General features: G+C 50.8%; 13 protein-coding genes. 5 read left to right on the forward strand and 8 right to left on the reverse strand.

What is annotated here, in order from left to right:
- Positions 1-244 precede the first annotated feature (244 nt).
- Positions 245-1294: a choice-of-anchor A family protein gene (locus I4W93_RS07790; RefSeq protein WP_205309666.1), complete on the forward strand. Its 1050-nt coding sequence runs from the start codon at positions 245-247 to the stop codon at positions 1292-1294.
- A 65-nt stretch (positions 1295-1359) separates the two neighbouring features.
- Here the strand turns inward: I4W93_RS07790 and I4W93_RS07795 are convergent, their stop codons facing one another.
- The 5 genes from I4W93_RS07795 to I4W93_RS07815 form a co-directional block, all read right to left on the reverse strand.
- Positions 1360-2400, reverse strand: a complete 1041-nt coding sequence (locus I4W93_RS07795; protein ID WP_205309667.1) for an ABC transporter ATP-binding protein — start codon at positions 2398-2400, stop codon at positions 1360-1362.
- On the reverse strand, positions 2400-4040 hold the full coding sequence (locus I4W93_RS07800) for an ABC transporter permease (protein ID WP_205309668.1): 1641 nt from the start codon (positions 4038-4040) through the stop codon (positions 2400-2402). Before I4W93_RS07800 ends, I4W93_RS07795 begins: the two co-directional genes overlap by 1 nt.
- Positions 4041-4078: 38 nt before the next feature.
- Positions 4079-5101, reverse strand: a complete 1023-nt coding sequence (locus I4W93_RS07805) for a Fe(3+) ABC transporter substrate-binding protein (protein WP_205309669.1) — start codon at positions 5099-5101, stop codon at positions 4079-4081.
- A 151-nt stretch (positions 5102-5252) separates the two neighbouring features.
- Positions 5253-6644, reverse strand: a complete 1392-nt coding sequence (locus I4W93_RS07810; RefSeq protein WP_205309670.1) for a 5-methyltetrahydrofolate--homocysteine methyltransferase — start codon at positions 6642-6644, stop codon at positions 5253-5255.
- Between the two features lie 65 nt (positions 6645-6709).
- Complete coding sequence (locus tag I4W93_RS07815; protein WP_205309671.1) at positions 6710-9127, reverse strand: TonB-dependent receptor; 2418 nt, start codon at positions 9125-9127, stop codon at positions 6710-6712.
- 507 nt (positions 9128-9634) lie between these two features.
- On the opposite strand from I4W93_RS07815, the gene I4W93_RS07820 reads away from it, so the two are divergent.
- The 4 genes from I4W93_RS07820 (at position 9635) to I4W93_RS07835 (ending at position 15219) form a co-directional block, all read left to right on the forward strand.
- Positions 9635-11773, forward strand: a complete 2139-nt coding sequence (locus tag I4W93_RS07820) for a TonB-dependent receptor (protein ID WP_205309672.1) — start codon at positions 9635-9637, stop codon at positions 11771-11773.
- 9 nt (positions 11774-11782) lie between these two features.
- Positions 11783-13222 carry a PepSY domain-containing protein gene (locus I4W93_RS07825; protein WP_205309673.1) on the forward strand — a complete coding sequence of 480 codons (1440 nt, stop codon included), beginning with the start codon at positions 11783-11785 and terminating at the stop codon, positions 13220-13222.
- Between the two features lie 153 nt (positions 13223-13375).
- Complete coding sequence (locus I4W93_RS07830) at positions 13376-14701, forward strand: sensor histidine kinase (RefSeq protein WP_205309674.1); 1326 nt, start codon at positions 13376-13378, stop codon at positions 14699-14701.
- Positions 14698-15219, forward strand: coding sequence for a response regulator transcription factor (locus I4W93_RS07835; protein ID WP_205309675.1), 522 nt, complete (start codon positions 14698-14700; stop codon positions 15217-15219). The genes I4W93_RS07830 and I4W93_RS07835 overlap by 4 nt, the downstream gene beginning before the upstream one ends.
- A 6-nt stretch (positions 15220-15225) precedes the next feature.
- Here the strand turns inward: I4W93_RS07835 and I4W93_RS07840 are convergent, their stop codons facing one another.
- The 3 genes from I4W93_RS07840 to I4W93_RS07850 form a co-directional block, all read right to left on the reverse strand.
- Positions 15226-16266, reverse strand: coding sequence for a DUF4785 family immunoglobulin-like domain-containing protein (locus I4W93_RS07840; protein ID WP_224673329.1), 1041 nt, complete (start codon positions 16264-16266; stop codon positions 15226-15228).
- Positions 16267-16280: 14 nt separating this feature from the next.
- Positions 16281-17330, reverse strand: coding sequence for a hypothetical protein (locus I4W93_RS07845; RefSeq protein WP_205309677.1), 1050 nt, complete (start codon positions 17328-17330; stop codon positions 16281-16283).
- 439 nt (positions 17331-17769) lie between these two features.
- Complete coding sequence (locus tag I4W93_RS07850; RefSeq protein ID WP_205309678.1) at positions 17770-20649, reverse strand: insulinase family protein; 2880 nt, start codon at positions 20647-20649, stop codon at positions 17770-17772.
- Positions 20650-20686: the final 37 nt, after the last annotated feature.

Genomic DNA, 20686 nt, shown 5'->3' on the forward strand with positions numbered 1-20686 from the left:
TCCCTACCCGCTAAGTAACCAGGCACCCGAGCAAGCGAAAGACTAAGCCGGCCCAACAGTATAAGCGCAGCAGTGTAGCTGTACTTTTGCCGGTCTGGTTACTTGATTGACCCTGCACAGTTAATGGCAACGCCAATATTTTTTAGTGCAAATAGACTAATTTTTGTAACTTCTTTATAATGCGCGCTGTTGACAACGCTGTCATAACATCAAGATTTCTACCAAACGCTAAGGAATATGTGCTATGTCGCTCATTTTACGTGGGTTATCGTACCTGATTACGCCAGCATTATTGCTATTAAGCTGCAATTCGCAGGCTGCTCCGATTAATCTGGGCGTCGCGCAAAACTACAGCGGCTTCTTTTTTGCCGATGTCTCTGCTGCGTCAGATATTGAAGGACGTCTGGCTATAGGTGGCAACCTGACAAACGGCTTTGATATTGGCTACCGTAACCCGGTAAACAGCCAACTGCCATCGTTGGTGGTCGGTGGCGATATCAACATCCAGCATGGCACTATATATAACGGCCCGCAGCAACAGCTTGACACTAATGCAGGCATAGGGCCGGCATCAGCATATTGGCTGGAGCAAAACCAGGTAAATTACGGTACTGTCTATTACGGCGGCAATGTCACAGCACACAGTTGGAGCAACGGGAATTATCTGTATCAGCCAGACTACATCGATTTCAATGCTGCCTATCATTACCTCAGCGCCTTATCAGATACTTTAATTAATGAACAAACAAATGGTCAGGCAGAGTATAAGTGGAGCCAGTGGTTCTTAACCGGCGACGGTGTCTCTGATTTGCTGGTTTTCGATCTTGGCGATATAAACAACATTAGCAATCTTGTGTTTAGCAATATCAAGCAAGGCGCCACTATAGTGATCAACAGTCATGCCTCCGATATTACACTGGCAGGTTATCATGGTAACAACACGGCTATCTCAGATGATATTCAGGGCCAATACCGCGACCGAATACTGTTCAATTTCAGCCAGGCCACACAGTTGCAGCTAAATACTTTTGTTAACGGCAGTATTCTTGCGCCTAATGCTGCGGTAACCGGAACGGGCCATATTGAAGGCACCCTAATTGGCCAGTCATTAAGCGCCAGCGCAAATGGCAGCATGCTGGAAATAGGTTATGAGCCCTTCAGCGGCAACTTGCCCGGCAATCAGACGGCTGCAAGCGTAACTAGCCCCTCGTCTTTTGCCCTGTTCACCTTAGGCTTGTTACTGCCGCTGTGGCGCACTAGGCGTTCTAAAACGGCTGAACCACTACAGCGCTGATATAGTGCTTTAAAATTTATAAAAAACGGCGGCGGACGCTGCTTTGGCAGTTTGTTGGCCTGTGGTTAGCTTAAGCGCGGAAACAACACTAAGTGATCTAAATCGAGGCGGATACCTATTTGCTCGCCAACGGCGTGGTTGTGGTGGCTAAGTGCCAGACAATGCACCTGCTCACCACTGTGTAGTTTTAGTTGATACAGTATGTGTGAACCACGAAAGGCTTTTTCTACCACTTGCGCGGTAATGCCGCTGGCATCGTCATGCACAATGTCGTCCGGTCGAATTAATACATCTACCTTATCGCCCGTTTGCACGTTACTAACATAGCGCTGGGTAAATACCCCCAGGTTGGTTTGCACCCGTTGCGCATCCAACATAGTGCCGGGCAACAATACCCCGCGGCCAATAAAGTCGGCGACAAAGCGATTCAGCGGTTTGTGGTACAACTCGTAAGGCGTAGCCCATTGCTGCAGCTGGCCCAGCTGCATTACGCCTATCATATCGGCCATGGCAAAGGCTTCGTTCTGGTCGTGTGTAACCATTATCGCGGTAATGCGCAACTGCTGCAAAATCTGGCGAATTTCTCGCGCTAAGCCCTCGCGCAGCTCGGTATCCAGACTGGAAAACGGCTCATCCAGCAACAACACTTTAGGCTGTGGCGCTAAGGCCCGCGCCAGCGCTACCCGTTGCTGCTGGCCGCCGGACAACTGATGAATATAACGCTGGCCTAACTCAGGTAAGCCCACCAACTGCAACAACTGTTTTACTTTGCTGGCCTTGTCGGCCTTAGATAAGTTAAGCAAACCAAAACTAATATTGTCAGCCACATTTAAATGCGGAAATAAGGCGAAGTCCTGAAACACCATGCCGACCTGACGCAACTCAGGCGCCAGTTGCTCGCTAGCACTACTCACCAGTTGTCGCTGCAGTCTGATACTGCCACAGACAACCGGTTCAAACCCGGCAATCGCCCTGAGTAAGGTCGTTTTACCGCAGCCCGACGGCCCCACCAGACAACCGATCTGGCCCTGCGCTAATGATAAGCTAACGTCCTTTACCACAGTATGACCACCGTATGCCACGGCAACTTGTTGTAAATCCAGCATTAATGCGCCCCTTCATTAGCGGCCCGTACCGAGCGGGCCAGCAAGATAACCGGCAATAAACTTACCACTACTATTGCCAGCGCCGGCAAGGCGGCATCAGCTAAACGCTCGTCTGAGGCCAATTCATAAGTGCGCACTGCCAGAGTATTAAAATTAAATGGTCGTAAAATCAATGTCGCGGGCAGCTCTTTCAATACGTCAACAAATACCAGCAGCAACGCTGTTAATACGCTGGAACGCAGCAGCGGCACATGTACTCTTTTTAGTACCTGTAGCGGCGTAAAGCCCAATGAGCGGGCGGCATTATCCATGCTGGGCTTAATTCGCTCCAGCCCTGCTTCCACGCTATGCAATGATACCGCCAGGAAGCGCACACTGTAAGCCAGCACTAGCGCAAACAAGGTACCAGAGAAAATTAACCCGGTGCGTATACCAAACCACTGCTCAGCTAAAGCATCAATACGGCCATCCAGATAGGCCAACGGTAGCATCACACCGATAGCGATAACCGTGCCAGGCACGGCGTAGCCCAGAGATGCCAGCCTTACCGGCACCTGCACCACAATATCCCGGCTCAGCCGTTTACCATAAGCAAAAAGCAGTGCCAGCAGCACTGCGATCAGTGCCGCTATCGCCGCTAAAGAAAAGCTGTTCCACACCAAGGTAGCAAATTGCTGATTAAGCGTAACCTGGTAATTACTCAGCGCCCAGCTACACAGCTGGACTGCCGGCACAATAAAACCAAATAACACCGGCAAACTGCACAATAACAATATGCCAAATTGCTGTGTGGGTTTTAACCGCCGTAATATCGCCGGCTGACTGCGCTGGCCCTGATGATAATAACGGATCTTACGTCTGGACCAACGCTCCAGAAGGAGCAGTACCAGCACAAAGCCAGTTAGCATAGCAGCAAGCTGGGCCGCAGCCAGTTGGCTTCCCATGCCAAACCAGGTACGGAAAATACCGGTAGTAAAAGTGGTTACACCAAAATACTGTACCGTGCCGTAATCGGCAAAAGCTTCCATCATCGCCAGTGCAGTGCCGGTTAATATTGCCGGCCGGGCAAGTGGCAAAGCCACCTGCCAAAAATACTGCCTTGGCGTTAAGCCCAAAGTACGACTGGCTTCAAACAGCGAAGCCGATTGTTCATAAAAGGCGGTGCGTGCCAGCATATATACATAAGGGTATAACACCAGCGACAACATGATAATTGCGCCGCCTAGGGAGCGAATTTCAGGAAACCAATAATCACCAAAGCGCCAGCCGGTAAGTTCGCGCAGTCCAGCCTGCAGGGGGCCGGCAAAGTCGAGCATACCAGTGTAGGTGTAAGCAATAATGTAGGCCGGCATGGCCAACGGCAGCAGTAGTAACCATTGCAACACACGGCGGCCAACGAACTGGTACTGGCTAACTAACCAGGCACTGCCTGTACCCAGCAATAACGCACCCACGCCGGTGCCACTGGCCAACAGCAGTGAATTTATCACATAGTCAGCCAGCACAGTCTGGCGTAAATGTAGCCAGATTTCCGTTTGCGGCGTCAATACACTGGCAAAAATGACTATTACCGGTAACGCTAATAGCAAAGCGGGCAGTAAAACTGCCCAGCGCCAGATGTCGCGCCAGCCTGAGATCATCTGACGCCCACCACTTTATAACCTATTGAGTTCAAGTATCATTTCCAACCAGCGCGGTCCATTACCCGAATGGCTTCCGCGTTTAATTCGCCTAATTTGTCCAATTGCAACTGGTCTGCTTTAAACTCACCAAAGCCTTGTAAAATGGTACTGACTTTTACGCCTGCACGCACCGGATATTCGTGGTTAGTTTCGGCGTACCACTGTTGAGCTGCAGTGGTGGTCATATATTCCAGTAACTTAACCGCTTGCTCCTTGTTCGGCGCATATTTGGCGACAGCGGCACCAGAGATATTAATGTGGGCACCACGACCTGCCTGATTTGGCCAAAATACTTTTACTTTTTCAGCTGCGGCTTTCTCTTTAGGGTCAGCCAGCATACCGCCTAAATAATAGGTATTAGCGATGGCAATATCACAAACTCCAGCTGCAGCGGCTTTAATTTGGTCGCGGTCGCCACCTTTGGGTGGCATGGCAAAGTTGGCCACCAAGCCTTTAGCCCAACTTTCGGCTTTTTCAGCGCCATCGTGGGCAATAATGCTGGCAGTCATCGACTGGTTATAGATATTGTCGGATGAACGGATGCAAATACGGCCTTTCCAGCGTGGGCTGGCTAAATCTTCATAGCTAGATAACTGGGCAGGGTCTACTTTACCCGGTACATACAATATTGGCCGCGCCCGCATGGTCAGGCCAAACCATTGGCCAGACGGGTCACGCATTTCAGTAGGAATAGTCGCAGTTAATACATCTGACTCAATCGCCTGCAGTACACCCTGTTGCTTAGCACGGTATAAACGGCCAACGTCGGTACTAATTAAGACGTCGGCCGGGCTATTACGGCCCTCACTGGCCATACGGCTAATCAGCTCATCCGGCTTACCGGTGATGAGGTTAACTTTAATACCGGTTTCATTGCTAAATTTATCCAGCAATGGCTTAATCAGCTCTTCTTGCCGGGCAGAATAAATATTAACTTCGCTGGCCTGCGCTGCAGCCATATTACACAGCGCGGTAACCGCTGCTGCGCTAACTAAACTGAATGCCTTAACTGATTTCATCGCCAAACTCCTGAAGGGAAAAGAGGAAACGTAAAAGATACGCTATCTAAGCATAAATACGAATAATTCTCAACGAGATTGCGCTTAATCTAATAAAAAAGCCGTTAACTGCAATTAACGGCTTTTAGGTAAACGAGTAGCGTGGTGGGATTTAGTGATCGTGCGCTTCGGCTGCTTCAGCAATACCTAACCAAACCAGTTTATGTGGCGTAAAGTTCAGCTGCTTAGTCGCCACTACTTCGCCATCGCCAATATCCACAGTCAGCAGGCTGCTATCAATAGGGTTTAATACATACACCTTGTCATCACTGGCCGATATCGCCAGTTCAAAGCGGCTGCCGGCAGGCATAGTACTAATATCGGCGGTGGTCAGCTGTACCTTGGCGGCAAACTCAAAAGCCGGTTGTTCCACTTCACCTACATTAGCAGCTTCGTGCTCATGGCCGTGATAGCTAAGAATGGTTAAATAACCCTGGTTATCCAACAGCACAAACTTTTCGCCATGATCAGCAAAGCCGTAGCCGATAACACCGGCCCCCTCACTACTCTGCCAGTCTACCAGCTCCATTTCACCATCTTCAGCGTGAATAGCAAACATACTGGCACCGGCAAAACCAACAAAATGTTCGGCGTGCTCTGTACCTACTAAGGTACCGATACGCATAGTGCCGCTAAAATCGGCAGTGTTAACCAGTTTGCTGGCAGTAAACGTCACGCCATCCTGCTCAACCAGCAGTACGCCATCGGTACAACCAAAGGCGATAAAGTGTTCGTTCTGCGCGCTGCCGTGTAAGCCAGGACATAGCTCGTCAAATGCCTGCTCTTGGTGGTAATGGTCGCCATGCTGTTCATACACTGCCACCTTGTCAGGTAACGTTGTCGCACTTTCAGTATCGCGGATTGTGGAAATTAAGTAATCACCACGCGCCTGAGCGGCGCCATGCATATTAATGCTGTAGTTAAGCACCGGGTAGCCATTGCTATCGGTAGTAATATCAGCTTCAGTAATTACCGCTACGGCGGCTGGTGCAGAGCTTGCAGCATCACCGTCAAAAAACACCGCCAGTTGGCTGTCGGTAGCAGTGATATGGGTTGGCCGGCTGTCGCTTAGCACAAAATTGGTCAGCTCTGGCGCTTGCTGGTAAACGTGCAAGTGGTCGACATGATCTTCCTGAAACAAACCACCATCAACAAACTCTACCCGGTCAGTTGTGCGCTGTACCACTAACGCATAGCGCTTAGCCGGTGATGCCGCTAACGCCGACGGTGTATCGGCCACAGCAAAGGTATCCAGCAGGCTGCCATCTTTCAGTTCGTAAACCGATACCAGGTTAGAGTCTTTCGCTGAAATCACCAGGCGGCCGGCTGTGCTTATCTCACCATGATCATGGTCATGATCATCACCGTGATCATGCTCATCATCTACCGCGATCGGGTCTTTTTCCACGATATTAGTCGTGCTGTCGCCACAGGCCGTTAACATTGATGACGCTATGAGTAACGCCACCAGACTCAATTTGGTTTTTACTTGCGGTTGTAACATAAAATCTCCGTATAAAATAAAAAGTTGCCGCAGGCCAGGAACGCAAGCTACCTGCGGCAAAAAAATCAGAAGCTGCCACGCACGCCCAGTGCCACAGAGCGGCCAGGAAGCGGAGCAATATCTTTTAAAAATGAGGTATGTACCCGCACCAGCTCGTCGGTCAGGTTCTGGCCTTTCAGGTAAGCGGTTAGCTGCGAACTGCCGATATCAAAACGGTAGCTGACACTGGCATCAAGCAGGGTATAACCGTCGGTGGCGGTTTCCAGCGCAGCGGTATTATCTTGCTTCATATAGCGGGTAGCACGCACATCAGCGCTAATGGTACCTTGCTCGTAAGCCAGTTCAGCCGAGAAGCGCAGCGGTGGCGTACGTGGTAAATCGCCGCCGCCGTTTAAACGGGCGCGAATATAATCGCCTTGCAGCGTAAGTTTGAACGGATCATTCACTTGCCAGATGTACTGCGCTTCAAAGCCATGCAAAGTAACATCGGCCGCGGTGAACAGATATACCGGCAGCTCGCCGCTGTGATCATGCTCTGCTTCATCACTATGCTCTTCGCCGTGGTCATGGCCATCTTCAGCAAACAAGCCGGTATTTTGCTGGTAGTAGTAGTTATCAACCTGGTTATAGAAGGCGTTAAGTACAAAACCGGTATTGCCGCTGAATTTACGCAGGGTAATATCCAGGTTATTTGCCGTTTCCAGTTCAATCGGTTGGCTATTTAACACAAATTCGTTGTCGTCCAGCATAAACATTGCACCTACTTCATAAGACGCAGTGCCGATATGCGGGCCAAATGACAACAACTCTGATGCTGAAGGCGCCCGCTGCGAACGTGATAACGATAGCCCCAGGTTATAGCCTTCGGCAAAATCCCACACGGCACCGGCCGACAAGCTGTAAGGCGTAAACTTCTGACGTACATCAAATACGCGGATAACCTCTGCATCATGGCCGTGATCATGCTCGTGGCCATGGTCTTCATGCCCTTCGTCGCCATGGGCGCCGATATCAGGTAGCAGCGCATCAGTGGCATCAATAGTTACCCGTTCAATACGGGCGCCCAGCTGCACCAGCCAGGGGCCAAAATGGTGTTCTTCCATCCAACCCAGCGCCAGCATTTCTGTTTCTGACGGCGGCGTAAAGGCTTCAGCACCGACAGCGTCAAAATCGCTGTATTTATAATGCAGGCTTAAACCGCCGCGCCATTCCTGAAAAGGCCGGTGTAGTAGTTCAATACGTGCTTCTGTGCTTTGGTTACTGAAAGTGGTACCGACAATACCGGCCTCAACTTCAGCATGTTCATAGTCGGTAAAAGCTAAGCGAGTATTTACCGCCCGGATCAAACCAGATGAAAAGTTCAGCTCACTCAGCAGTTGCACACGATGCTGGGTAAGATCAGCAAATACGGCTTCTTCAGCGTGTTCCTCTGCTTCATCAGCATGATCATCATGTGCTTCATGGCCGCCATGCGAGTGGCCCGGAATGCCATATTCACGGTCTAAGCGACCATAAGATAAGCCAACATAGCCATTTTCCAGTAAATAGCTGCTACCTAAGGTAAAGCCTTTAGCCGTAGCTGCAGTATTAGCAACCTTGCCTTTTACTGCACCTGCATCCGGCTCTGCTTCCGCGAAGCCCGGTATGCTATAGCTGTCATTGTCACGCCAGAAGCCGTCTATATAAACGCCCACATTTCCTGCGCCGGTGACTAAAGAACCCGCCGCCAGTTTTTCATTGTTAACTGACTCACGTTGTAACATCCACTCGGCGCGGGTCGTATTATCGGTAGGAATACGCTCATCCACTACGTTAACCACACCGCCAATGGCGCCGCTACCGTAAAACAAGGTGGCCGGGCCGCGTAGTACTTCAATCTGGGTGGCAGTGCTGGCTTCCGCCGACACGTTGTGATCCGGGCCAACGCGTGAGGCATCACCGGCATCCAGGCCATTTTGGGTAACTAATACCCGCGGGCCGTCTAAGCCACGGATAATCGGGCTACTGCTTACCCCACCGTAAAAATTGGAGTGCACACCCACTTCGTTTTTCAGGGTATCGCCAAGTGTGGCGGCCTGGCGCATTTTCAGCGCGTCACCGGCCAGTACGCTTACCGGTAACGATGATTCCGTAGCTGAAGCATGAAACGGGCTGGCTTTAACATCTATGGTTTCAATCGTGGTACGCAGTAATACAACGCTCAGGTTATCCAGCCCTTGTGCAGGTACGTCTAAATGCACGTTACGATGGGCAAAGCGCGCGGCCTCTATATGCAGCTCGGCTTCACCGGCATTTATCGTGGCCAACACAAAACGGCCGCTGTCATCAGTGCGGGTTTCGCCGTTAGTACCTATTAGCTGCACGCGGGCACCCACTATCGGCTTACCGGCAGCGTCGGTTACCATGCCTTTAATACTGTCGGCATAAGCCGTTGACGTTAAAGCAGCAAACACGCCTGCGGTTAACAGAGTTGGTTTAAACATTATCACTCCATGTTGCAATTAAACTGAAACACCTGTGCAGACATATTTGACGGCCTAAGTGTTACGTTATAACATATTTTTGCATATTGTTATGTTATAACATCTTTCGACTACACTGCAATGCCTGCGCACAGATAATCCCGCGCTGCTGTTAATAAATTTATTTAGCCGGCTTTTTGCTGCTGATTGCCGCGCTGTTTGCCCCAAACGAGGCCGAAGCCGCGCTATCACTAAGCGGCGGCATGCTGCTAATCAGCGCCCATTTATATAACCGCAAACTACTGCACAAACGGCAAGGGCCCCAACATACAGTTAAACGCCTGCCTGCTAACCGACGCAGAATTAGCACAAGGTGAGCAGCATTGGCAGCAGCTGCCCAACCCCTTTATGCAGGAACAACACTAGCCCTGCGACAATATGTCGCATCCACGGCTGCGCCTGCTTTTGTTATCCTCACCACACAAAACCAAAGTTGAATAAAATCAACTAACTAACAAAGTTGCGCGCATGAAATTAAATACCCTGACACTGGCCATGCTTGGCCTGCCTTTACTGGTTACGCCAGCCCCTGTGCACGCCGAAGCAGGCGCTGTAAGTGATATTGAAGTACTGGTGGTCACCAGCAGCCGCCAGGCGCAATCATTGGTTAATCTGGCCGAAGCGGTAGCCGTGCTGGATGAAGACACTATTATAAACGTCAGCCCCGGCCACCCGGCAGAGCTGCTTAACCGCGTATCCGGCGTACATGTGAATGATTTAGGCGGCGAAGGCCATATGACGGCGATTCGCCAGCCTATTAGCACCGGTGGTGTTTACCTGTTTTTAGAAGACGGCCTGCCCACCCGGCCGACCGGCTTTTTTAACCATAACGGCCTGTATGAAATTGATATTCCTAATGCCGGCCGGGTGGAAGTAACCAAAGGGCCGGGCTCGGCGCTGTATGGCAGCGATGCCATTGGCGGCATTTTTAATATTTTAACGCCAGATCCAGCCGCGCAGTTTGGCGGCCGCTTGCAGGCGGAATTGGGCAGCGACGGCTGGCAGCGCGGCCTTCTTAGTGTCAACGGGCCGTTGGCAGAAAAGCACAGTGCTTTCTGGCAGCTTAATAGCACGCAAAGTGACGGCTTTCGTCAGCAGGCTGACTATCAGCGTTTTTCCACTAACCTGCGCCTCGATAGTGAAGTGAGCGACAACACCCGGCTAAAAACCTTAGTGAGTTTTGGCAAGGTAGACCAAAGCGGCACCTCGGGCCTGTCGTTTACCGACTTCAGCCAAAACCCTGAGCGCAATTACTATTATGGCGAGATGGGCGCACGTGATGTGCAGGCGCTGCGATTGTCGGCCGAGTTGCGCCATCAGTTGTCGGACAACAGTGAGTTGATGTTAACACCGTTTTTTCGCGATAACCGCTCAGAGATGATGCCCAGCTGGATGCTAAGCTACGACCCGGTGCTGCAGCAAACCCGCTTTAAGTCCTACGGCCTGTTAGCACAATACAGCCAGCAGTCAAGTAACCGGTTTAACTGGACGACCGGGCTGGATATTGACTATACGCCTGCCAACTTTGCCGAGCAGCAAATTAGCGTCAGCCGCAACGGCGATATTTACACCGATTACGCCCTGACCGGGCGCACAAACTACCACTATGACGCCAATCAAACGGTGTTGTCGCCTTATGCCCAGCTGCAGTGGTTTGCTACCGAACAGCTGATTATCAGCCTGGGCGCACGTTATGATTATTTCAGCGTCGACTACACCGACTTATTGCCAGAGGATGTACCGCAGCAAGTCGGCCGCAGCAGTTGGCTAAGGCCAGAATCGCAAAAAATCAGCTACCGCCAGCTTAGCCCCAAAGCCGGTATAGTGTGGAAATTCGCCGATAACCAGCAGCTGTATGCCAACCGGCGTCATGCCTTTAGGGTGCCGTCGGTCGGTCAGGTGTTCCGCCCGGGTAGCAGCAACGACACCACTGAACTGGAGCCGGTAACGGCGCTAAACCACGAGCTGGGCTGGCGCGGTCAGTTTGACAGCAGCCTGTTTAGCAAAGTGCGGCTGGATGCCAGTGTGTATGATTTGGCGATTAAAGACGATGTCGTGACCTATATCGATGGCAATAGCCGCAAAGTAACCAATGCCGGTGAAACCAGCCACCGCGGCATCGAACTGATGCTGCAGCTGGCACTGAATGCGCAATGGCAATGGCAAACCAGCGGCAGTTATACCCGGCAAAAGTATGAGAACTTTCAGTACCTGTACAGCTGCTTTCCACCGGCCTGTGTACCGCCAGTGTCAGAAACCCGCAACTTTGCCGGCTTTGAAGTTGGCAAAGCCCCCAAACAACTATGGCAAAGCAGCCTGAGTTACCAACCACAGCAGCTTGATGGCCTGTGGCTGGAGCTGGAATGGCAAAAGGTTGGCCGCTATTTTACTGACGAAACCAATACAAACACCTACCCAGGCCATGATTTATGGCATCTGCGGGCGCGCTATCAGTTGAGTGACCGGGTAAGCTTTGCCGCCCGCCTGATGAATATCACCGACAAAACCTACTCGACCTACACCAGCAATCAGGTGGGCTCCAGTGCCATAGAATACCGCCCGGGTATGCCGCGCAGCGTGTTTGTCAGCGCCACAGTTAACTTTTAGGGGCCAACAATGAAAACTTTCACCTTAGTAAAATGGCACCGCTTGCTGTTATGGCTCGGTGGCGCTACCTTGATTATCTTTGCACTTAGCGGTATCACTCACCCAATTATGAGCTGGACCGGGCCACAAGCAGTCACCATGCGCCCGCCAGCGTTGCAGCTTGATGGCGTCACCTTACAGCAGGCGATGCAGCGTATCAATACAGCGCAACTGCCGGCCCAGGCACTGGTAAAGCTGGTGCCCTATCGTGATACGGCTCTGGTGCAGTTAACCGCCAATCTTAGCACGGCGCGGCAATACCTCACTCTGGATGACAGCACAGCACCAGACGATCAAGACGTCGCAATCTGGCTGGCCAGCCATTACAGCGGCGAAGCTGAAGCCAATGTCACCACCGTTGCTCTGCTTAACACCTTTACCAATGCCTATCCGTCGGTTAACCGCCTGCTGCCGGTATATCAGGTGGATTATCAAAATGGCCTGAGTTTATATATTCACACCGAAAGCCTGAGCATGGCTGGCATCACTACCCCGTATAAAACCGCGGTACAGGCGGTATTTCGTCAATTGCATAGCTGGCAATGGCTGGATGCCACACCGGTACTTAAAGTCGTTGTTATGACCATCTTACTCGGCAGTGCCTTGCTGCTAGCGCTTAGCGGCGCCTGGCTGTTATTTAAGCTGCCTTTTGCTGCCCGCCGCCGTGGCCTGCGCCGCTGGCACTATGCGCTATCCTGGTTATTGGTGGTGCCGGTGGTGCTGTATCTGCTCACCGGTATCTATCATTTTAGCTACAAACAACTGGCTGCAGATACCGCCGGTTTAACCTTGCCGGCGGCCCAGCCCCTACCGGCACAGCCCGCTTTAGCAGGATCCGTATTTCAAAGCCTTGATAGCACAGCGATGTATAACAGCGCCAGCTTAGTGCAGGCAGATGGCAGCTGGTATTGGCGTTTGTCTGAATTTAACCCGCAGCAACAGGCCGATCGCAGCAGCCGCTTTAACGGCCAGCAAAGCGAACAAGGGGCGCAATTTTTAGCCTTAACAGCTGGCGCACCAGCGCTGGACGATGCCACCTACGCCCGCTTATTGGCAGCAAAGTTTACCGGCTTAGCTGCAGATAAACTGACTAATCAGACGCTAATTAGCCGTTTTGGCCCAGACTACGATTTTCGCAATAAGCGCCTGCCGGTATGGCAGCTTGATTATGCCGGCGGCCGGCTGTTTGTCGATGCAGTCAGCGGCCAGTTAATTGAGCAGCAAAGCCAGGCCAGCCGGTTTGAGCGCTACAGCTTTTCGTTTGTGCACAAATGGGGGATTTTGCAACCGCTGCTAGGCCGTGAGGGCCGAGACATGGTGGTGGTCGGCATTATGTTGTTAGTGCTGCTAATGGCAGGCGTAGGCTTCGCCATGCGCCTGCGGCGTAGAAAACACCCCACTCCAAAGTAGTGCGACAATTTGCCACAGCGACGCAAGCCGTTGTTAGCGTTACACTTAACACACTCAGAATGACATTGCCGCTGCAATGGTTTAGTCTCTTCTGACATTTTGCAAACGGCTGCCTGGCAGCCGTCTTTTTTCTATAGCAGGTAGTGCTTCGCTATGGCCAGACAACTTATTATTGCCACTGAACTTTCTGCGCAACATCAGCTTAAACACTTTGTGCAATTTCGCTGGGGGCTGATCTGCTTTGGGGCGCTAGCGCTGCTTGCCGGTTGGTTGCTGCATTACCAGGTTAGCTCCTGGCCGCTGCTTGGCCTGTTGCTATTAACCCATATTTGTACCAATTTGCTGCCACCCTGGCTGGCGGCCAGCCGCGTACCACTTAACGCCATTTACCTGCTATGTTGCACACTGGATGTGCTGCTGCTGACTTGTTTGCTAGCGTTAAGCGGCGGTGTTAGCAATGGTTTAGTGGCCATGCTGTTACTGCCGGTGGCGGTGGCCGCTGTTATGCTGCCGGGGCGCAGCTGTTATTTTATTGCCCTGCTGGCCATTGTTGGCTATAGCTTGCTACTGCAAGTGGGCGATTTACACATCCCTGATATAGATACCTTACTGACACAAACCGAACAGCAGGCTGCCCATGCCGGCCATGTTATGCATGCGCAGCACAGCAGCGAAAACGGCTTTAGCCAGCATATGCAGCAAATGTGGTGGGCCTTTACCATCTCTGCCTTGCTGATCAGCTGGTTTATCAGTGCCCAGGCCAACTTAAACCGGGTTAAATCGAAAAAAATCAGCGAATTACAACAGCAGCAAGTGCGTAACGAGCAAATGCTGGCACTGGCCACCTTTGCCGCTAATGCCGCGCATGACTTAGCCAGCCCAATGCAAACCCTGCAGTTGTTAGCCGACGAACTGGTAATAGATAACCAAACTGCAGTTGTGCAGGATTTAAAACAGCAGCTGCAACGTTGCCAGCAGATCGTACAGCAACTGCGCAGCGATGCCGGCAGCCTGCGTGATAATAGCGCCACAACGCCGCTGTGCCAGCAAACAGAACAGGCAATTGTGCGCTGGTTAAACAGCCGGCCGGATATCAGCCTGAACATCAACCGGGCTTTAGACGCAGCCGATTTTAACCTGGCTGATAGCCAGGGTTTTGGCGCGGCACTGCTGAATATTCTTGATAACGCGGCCGATGCCAGCCTGGCCAATAACAGCAGCCTGCTTGATTTGCAGCTAAATCTGCACGCTGAAGGCTTAAGCTTGCAGGTACGGGATTTTGGCGAGGGTTTATCTGACAGCCGGCTGGCCGAACTGGGTAAACTGCCGCAACACAGCGAGCAAGGCTTAGGTATAGGCCAGTTTCTGGCCAATATGTCGATTGAGCGCTTAGGCGGCAGTGTTAGCCGGCAAAATGCCGGCAACGGCACAGTCACCATTGTTAGCATGCCACGCCAGCGCACCGGGCACACAACATGAAGCTGGTGATAGTGGATGATGACATCGCCCTGCTGAATGCGCTATCGCGCCGTTTTAACCAGCGCGGTTTTGATGCTGTCGCCATTTCTGATGCGGTCAGTGCAGCACAGCTTATTGCACTGCAGGCAGATACTTACCTGTTAGATTTACGTTTTGCCAGCCAGTCCGGCTTAAACTTTATTGCACCGCTGCGTCAGGCGCTGCCTGCTTGCCGTATTGTACTGCTAACCGGCTACGCCAGTATTGCCAATGCGGTACAGGCGGTAAAGCTGGGCGCCGATGATTACCTGACCAAACCGGTCGATTTATTGCAATTGGAACAGGCATTACTTGGTGAATCTCAAACCATTGCCCCCACTATGCAAGACACGGCCGCAGTGCTATCACCTGATCAACTAGAATGGGAATATATTAACCGTGTCTTGAGCGAACAGGCTGGCAATATCAGCCGTACCGCAGAGCTTTTGGGCATGCACCGGCGCACCCTGCAACGTAAATTGGCCAAGCGCCGGCCATAACCCGGTTTACTGCTGCCCGGCCATTTGCTGTAAAAACTGCAACCTTTGCTGTTCTTGCTCATCTGGTTGCCAAGGCTCGTCACTTAACTGGCTTAACGCAAACGGCTCAAGTTTATATTCAGCTTGTTCGCTGTCACCGTACTGTGTTAACTCGCCCGGTACTGCCGGGCGTTTTTCCAACACAAAACTGCCAAGAATATAAGGCCCGCTGTTATTACGCAGCACGGCTTTGTAGGCGCGTAAGGTGATTTCTTGCTGGCCTGTAGCAAGCTTTTCAGTTGCGCTTAACAGTGCCAGTGGTTGGCGTTGTGCAGTGTATAAATTAGCGCGCAGGCGGTAAAATCCGGCTTGTTTTACCTCTAGTGTTACCGGAATTTGCATATCTGTGCTAACGCCGAGACTATCGTCGATACCTACTATAGTCGCCACCGGATTATGATATTCAATGCCGGTTTTTAGTACCTGCGTGGTGCCATTGCCGGTAAAACTAACCTGTACTTCAAAGGCGCCATTCCAATCCTCCTCAGCGTCCAAAACGGCGCTGTAGCGCTCTGGTGTGCCACGCATTTCTGCGCTTGCTGCACTATCACCGCCGCGCTCAGATGTAAGCTGCACGCTGACATCAAATACCTGTAAACCGGTTATTTCCAGCGTTACCGGTACGGTTTCGGGATAACTAAAACGGTACTTTGGTAGCACTATAGTCGCACTGGCGCCGCCTTCAAGTGGCACACTTTGTGGAATATAACGATTGGGGTTAAGTAAGTGCTCGTCAGCTGCGCTTAACGGCCGCGAATAAGCGGGTAGCTCTAACTCTGCCGCATAAGCACTAGCCAACAGCTTAAAGCTCTCGGTAACTGGCTCGGGGATTTTTTCCGTGACACTGATCTGTTGTTGCTCAGTATCGGGATGATGCTTTACCGGTGTTGTCTTTGGCAAGCCAGCGACAACAGACGGTTCAGGTTGTGGCAATGATACCACTGCCGGCGTCGGCCAGAAAAACCATAAGCCTGCCAGCAGTGCTGACAGGCTTAGTATTAACAACATTTTTTTCATTTAAATCAGTTCGCTGCCTGATACACCAGCGCTGACATACTGGTGTTGCTAGAATTACGCACCACCCGATAACGTGAGCTGAAAATCCACCAGCCGCGCGTTTCGTCGTAGGTATTAAACTGCAAGCGCTCACCGTTAAGATAATTCGCGCCACTGCTAGCGGCGGTAATTTCATCCTCAGCGCGGTTTGCAATAACCTCACTATGGCTGTAACCCTCGCTCATTAACAACGGGTAATGATACGGCATAAAGCTTGACGGACCACTAACCGAGGCAAGCTTGCCATCAAAAGCAACACTGCGTGAGCAGCTATTAAAGCTGGCAGCACTGGAGGCTCCACAACTTGAATGGCTGGCTACTACACCGTCATCTTCACCAGGCAAAAACAAACCGGTAGCTCCCAGAAAGTCAGAACCGGCACCAACAAAGCGTAAACGCGGTACCCGCTCATCCGGAAATGCAGCCAACTGCCTTGCGGTATTAACCCTTAAATCATTTAGCACACCAATGTTAGATGGAGAAGGTATTTGGCCTAACCATAATGACAAGGCTAAACGTAAGGTGGCGTCAATCAAACCTGAACCACCGGCCACGTTAACCGCTAAGTCGGCTAGTTCAACACCGCCGCCAGCACCGGCAAAATCAAAGCTGGCAACAATATTAAGCGGTTGCAAGCCGGCGTTTTGCAGCCATAATGCCTGATTATCAATAATATAACGGGTAACTAAATCGCCGGTTGAATGCGAGACAAAAATACAGCCGCTGGCACAGGTGCCATTACGCGACATTTGCTGCAACTTCGGCCAGACATAATCGCTGGCAATTTTACCAGCTACGCGCTCTTGTGACGGCCAGTCAATGCGCACATCAGCGCGATCGCGCCAATAGTCGGCCCAGTAAGCTGAGCCGTTCGCCGTGACCTGACTTCCGGTAGGCCGGCTGGCTAAGTTGTCTGGCTGAAAGCCATGTACTAATACCACTGGGTAGCCGCCCACGGCGGCTTGCGAGCCAAAGCTCAACAAGCCTGCCAGTAGCAGCAGGGTAGATTTTTTCATTGGGTTGTCCTCGTCTTTTCTCTGCTGAATCAATGTTCTTGCTGAGATTATTTTAATTATTATTTTGCCGTCTCTTCCATGCGACTATACCCAAACTACTTGCTATGCAGACTACTCTTAAACCAACCACTACTGCAGTGTTAAGTAGGACGGGTAAACAACTCCACCAACAAAATAGCCCAGTTCAATTTGATTGCAATACAAGGATTTACCGCTGGCACGGCCTTAAGTGGCGAAATAATCGCCAACGCGTTTTAATTCCCTATTAACGTTAAATATGTGAATTCGGCAAAAAGCGGGCAGTGGCCGCTTGCTGCGGTTTTAGACTGTAATAATGCTAACCGCCGATGTTTAAAGTGATTACTCAAATTATTTTTAAAAAATCTCCCCGATAACAAAAAACGCAGCCGAAGCTGCGCTTTTTTCCTAACAATTGTGTTTACTGGCGTTTCATTTGACGATGAAAGGCGGCAACATCGTCAACCTTAGTTTGGCCGGGTAAATCGGCAAACGGCTGGTCAGTAAACTTAGTGCCACGCATTTGCACCGAAATTCGCGCGGCATTAGCGTTTAACATAGTTTCGCGGTAAAACGCTTTCACATCAGCCAGTGTCACCTGCTCTACCGCAGCAATAAGCTGCTGCTTACTGTCAAAGCTAAAACGTTCACGATACCAGTCGGTGATCAACGGGCCTACTTCCTCGCGCAGGTTTTTCGCTGGCTCTTTTAAGGTAATCAGTGTGCTGGCCTTTAGTTTGGCAAAATCGTCTTCACTCACTTTATCCAGCTCAGCGGCGTATTGCTGCTTAAAGCTATCAAAGCGCACCTGCATATCTGCAACACCTTTTACCGGCGTTTGAATATACATGGCAAATCCAACGTAATCTTCCAATTGCAATGAGGTACCGCCCACGGCATAAGCTAGTTGCTCTTCAGTACGCAGCTTATCAAAGGCAATATTGCTAAAGTGGCTACGCAACACAGTTGCCCGCGCCAATTGCGTGTACGTCGGTTCAGCGTGAATGTGCACGTCTACCAGGGCAACATCAGCAACATCAATATCTTTTTGTACCACCAAAGCCTGACCCGGCTTCGGCAGCCAGAACGCCGTTCGGCTGTAAGGCTGTTCACTGCGTTTAGCCGGTAGCGCAGCAGCAACCGTGTTAACCACCTGCTGCAAGGCCGCTTTGTCATAGTTACCAAAGGCAAATATGCGCAACTGATTGTTTGCCAATACCTGTGCTACGGTATCTTGCAGATCAGCCAGTGTCAGGCTTTGTGCTGCATTAACCATAGCATCGGCTTCATAATTCCCGGAACGTATCAGGCTGTTATAAGCTAAAAAAGCCTGCTGAAACGGAAACTGTTTACTCTGGTTTTGCACGCCACGGATAAAACGGTCTTTTGCCTGAGCAAAGCCTTGCTCATCAACGCTGATTGCTAAACTCGCCAGCGCCTGCTGCAATAATTGTGGTTGCTTATCGGTAAAGCCCGCCACACTTAACGCCATGCCATTTGCATCGGTCAGGCGCAGCTGCATACCGGCAATGTCGGCTTCTGTTGCCAATGCACTTTGCTGCAGGTTATATAAATCACGCCACAGCGCCAATGCTACTTTAGCTTTTACCTGTTGTTGCACAACACCACTGTTGATAAAAATTTCCAGCACGCCACGTGGCTGGCTGGCAAATTCCTGGCTTGGGTAAAGCCATGCGCTAATGCCATCCTGCTGTATCACCAGTTCTGGTTTATCCTGCGCCTGCGGTGCTTTCAGGGCGAAGTTTTCCGGCAACATGCGGTTTACTGCTGGCAAATTCAGCGCAAGTTGCGGGCTTTGTTGCCAGCTTTGCTGCTCCTCTTGGCTTATATCGGCAACTTTGTATTTGCCATCGTAAAAATGCAGGCTGCTGTCATGTGGCTCTTGCTTGCTGATATACCACACGCGCAAACGTTGCGGCGTTAGCTGCGCCAGTACGTCTTTTATTGCTGAAGCATCAAAGCGCTGATAGTAAAACGGCGCATTAATAGCATTACGCGCCGGCACTTTTTGCATGGCATCTGCCAGGTTAGACACATAGCCAAACTCATCGCCTTTTTCCAGGAAGCGGAATTGATTGTTCAGGCTGGTTTGTATTTCACTGAAGTATTTGCTGTCAACGCCCTGCTGTTTTACCAACTCGATGTACTGCATTATAGTCGCGACTACACCTTCGCGGTTTTGCATACCGGCGTCAGTCAGGTCGATATCAATACTGAGCGAGCCGTAATTACCGTATAGGTCTGGCGTTGCGCTGGCATTTAGCTTAGAAATTAAGCCCATCGCTTTTAACTGCTGAGCTGGTGTACCCGGCATTTCGGAACCAAGCAAATAGGTAATAAATTCATTAGGTTTAACAGCGAATTGCTCACTGTTGTTAGCAATAGTAAAATCCAGTTTCAGCTGCTTTACATCCTGATTCGGTACATAATGAATGCGTTTGCCACCTAGCTGACTAAAGTCTGGCGTATCACTAACTGCAGGTTTAGCAATGTTTTTATTTTCAATGCTGGCAAAATGTTTCACCGCCAGTTGTTCCATCTCGGCTAGAGGTAGGTTACTTAGCAACACCGCTTTCATAATATTGGCTGAGTAATACTGGTTATAAAACGCCACTGTCTCAGGGTGCAATTTACTCTCTGTTTTGTCGCCTAAGGTTTCCAGGTTGCCAATTAAAAACCGGTTAGCAGGATGGCTGCCCATCATATTGCGCGCCAGCTTGTACTGACCAAAAAAATCCATTTCCCGGCGCATTGACCATTCAGCGTTAACTGCGTTTTTTTCTTTATCGGTGTATTCCGGGTAAAGCTTCGGCGCTTTGAAAAAGTCTGAGAAGCGGTCTAGCGCTTCGTCATACGCGTTGTTATTGACCTTAAACATATAGTTAGTAATATCCAGCCAGGTGTAAGCATTTTGCGCACCACCGTTAGCCGTCATAAAAGCGCTGTATTCATTGGTGTCAGGGTAGCGCTCGGTGCCTAGAAACAGCATATGCTCTAGATAATGCGCCATACCTTGCTGGCTCATTGGATCTTGCAACAAGCCCACGCCAACACTTAGCGCAGCCGCCGATTTTTCTGCAGCAGGATCCGACACCAGCATCACTTCCAACTTGTTAGGCAATACCAGCGTTTTATAAGCGCGGCTATCATTCGGGCTGGCTAACACCTGCCCCAACACCTGTTGCTGTGCAGCTTGTGCATCTGCAGATAGACTGCGTTCACCAGCACAGCCCGTTAGCACGGCCAACGTCACCGCACCTATTACGAAAAGTTTTTTCATTATTCCACCACAATTAGACGATTTGTTACTTTATGTA

Source organism: Rheinheimera maricola, from assembly GCF_016918075.2.
Taxonomy (GTDB): Bacteria; Pseudomonadota; Gammaproteobacteria; order Enterobacterales; family Alteromonadaceae; genus Alishewanella; species Alishewanella maricola_A.

What these genes read in the sequence shown, in the direction of transcription:
- I4W93_RS07795 (WP_205309667.1), bottom strand. Translation starts at nt 2,400, where the DNA reads ATGCTGGATTTACAACAAGTTGCCGTGGCATACGGTGGTCATACTGTG.
- I4W93_RS07840 (WP_224673329.1), bottom strand. Translation starts at nt 16,266, where the DNA reads ATGTTGTTAATACTAAGCCTGTCAGCACTGCTGGCAGGCTTATGGTTT.
- I4W93_RS07810 (WP_205309670.1), bottom strand. Translation starts at nt 6,644, where the DNA reads ATGTTACAACCGCAAGTAAAAACCAAATTGAGTCTGGTGGCGTTACTC.
- I4W93_RS07845 (WP_205309677.1), bottom strand. Translation starts at nt 17,330, where the DNA reads ATGAAAAAATCTACCCTGCTGCTACTGGCAGGCTTGTTGAGCTTTGGC.
- I4W93_RS07820 (WP_205309672.1), top strand. Translation starts at nt 9,635, where the DNA reads ATGAAATTAAATACCCTGACACTGGCCATGCTTGGCCTGCCTTTACTG.
- I4W93_RS07815 (WP_205309671.1), bottom strand. Translation starts at nt 9,127, where the DNA reads ATGTTTAAACCAACTCTGTTAACCGCAGGCGTGTTTGCTGCTTTAACG.
- I4W93_RS07790 (WP_205309666.1), top strand. Translation starts at nt 245, where the DNA reads ATGTCGCTCATTTTACGTGGGTTATCGTACCTGATTACGCCAGCATTA.
- I4W93_RS07835 (WP_205309675.1), top strand. Translation starts at nt 14,698, where the DNA reads ATGAAGCTGGTGATAGTGGATGATGACATCGCCCTGCTGAATGCGCTA.
- I4W93_RS07805 (WP_205309669.1), bottom strand. Translation starts at nt 5,101, where the DNA reads ATGAAATCAGTTAAGGCATTCAGTTTAGTTAGCGCAGCAGCGGTTACC.
- I4W93_RS07800 (WP_205309668.1), bottom strand. Translation starts at nt 4,040, where the DNA reads ATGATCTCAGGCTGGCGCGACATCTGGCGCTGGGCAGTTTTACTGCCC.
- I4W93_RS07825 (WP_205309673.1), top strand. Translation starts at nt 11,783, where the DNA reads ATGAAAACTTTCACCTTAGTAAAATGGCACCGCTTGCTGTTATGGCTC.
- I4W93_RS07830 (WP_205309674.1), top strand. Translation starts at nt 13,376, where the DNA reads ATGGCCAGACAACTTATTATTGCCACTGAACTTTCTGCGCAACATCAG.
- I4W93_RS07850 (WP_205309678.1), bottom strand. Translation starts at nt 20,649, where the DNA reads ATGAAAAAACTTTTCGTAATAGGTGCGGTGACGTTGGCCGTGCTAACG.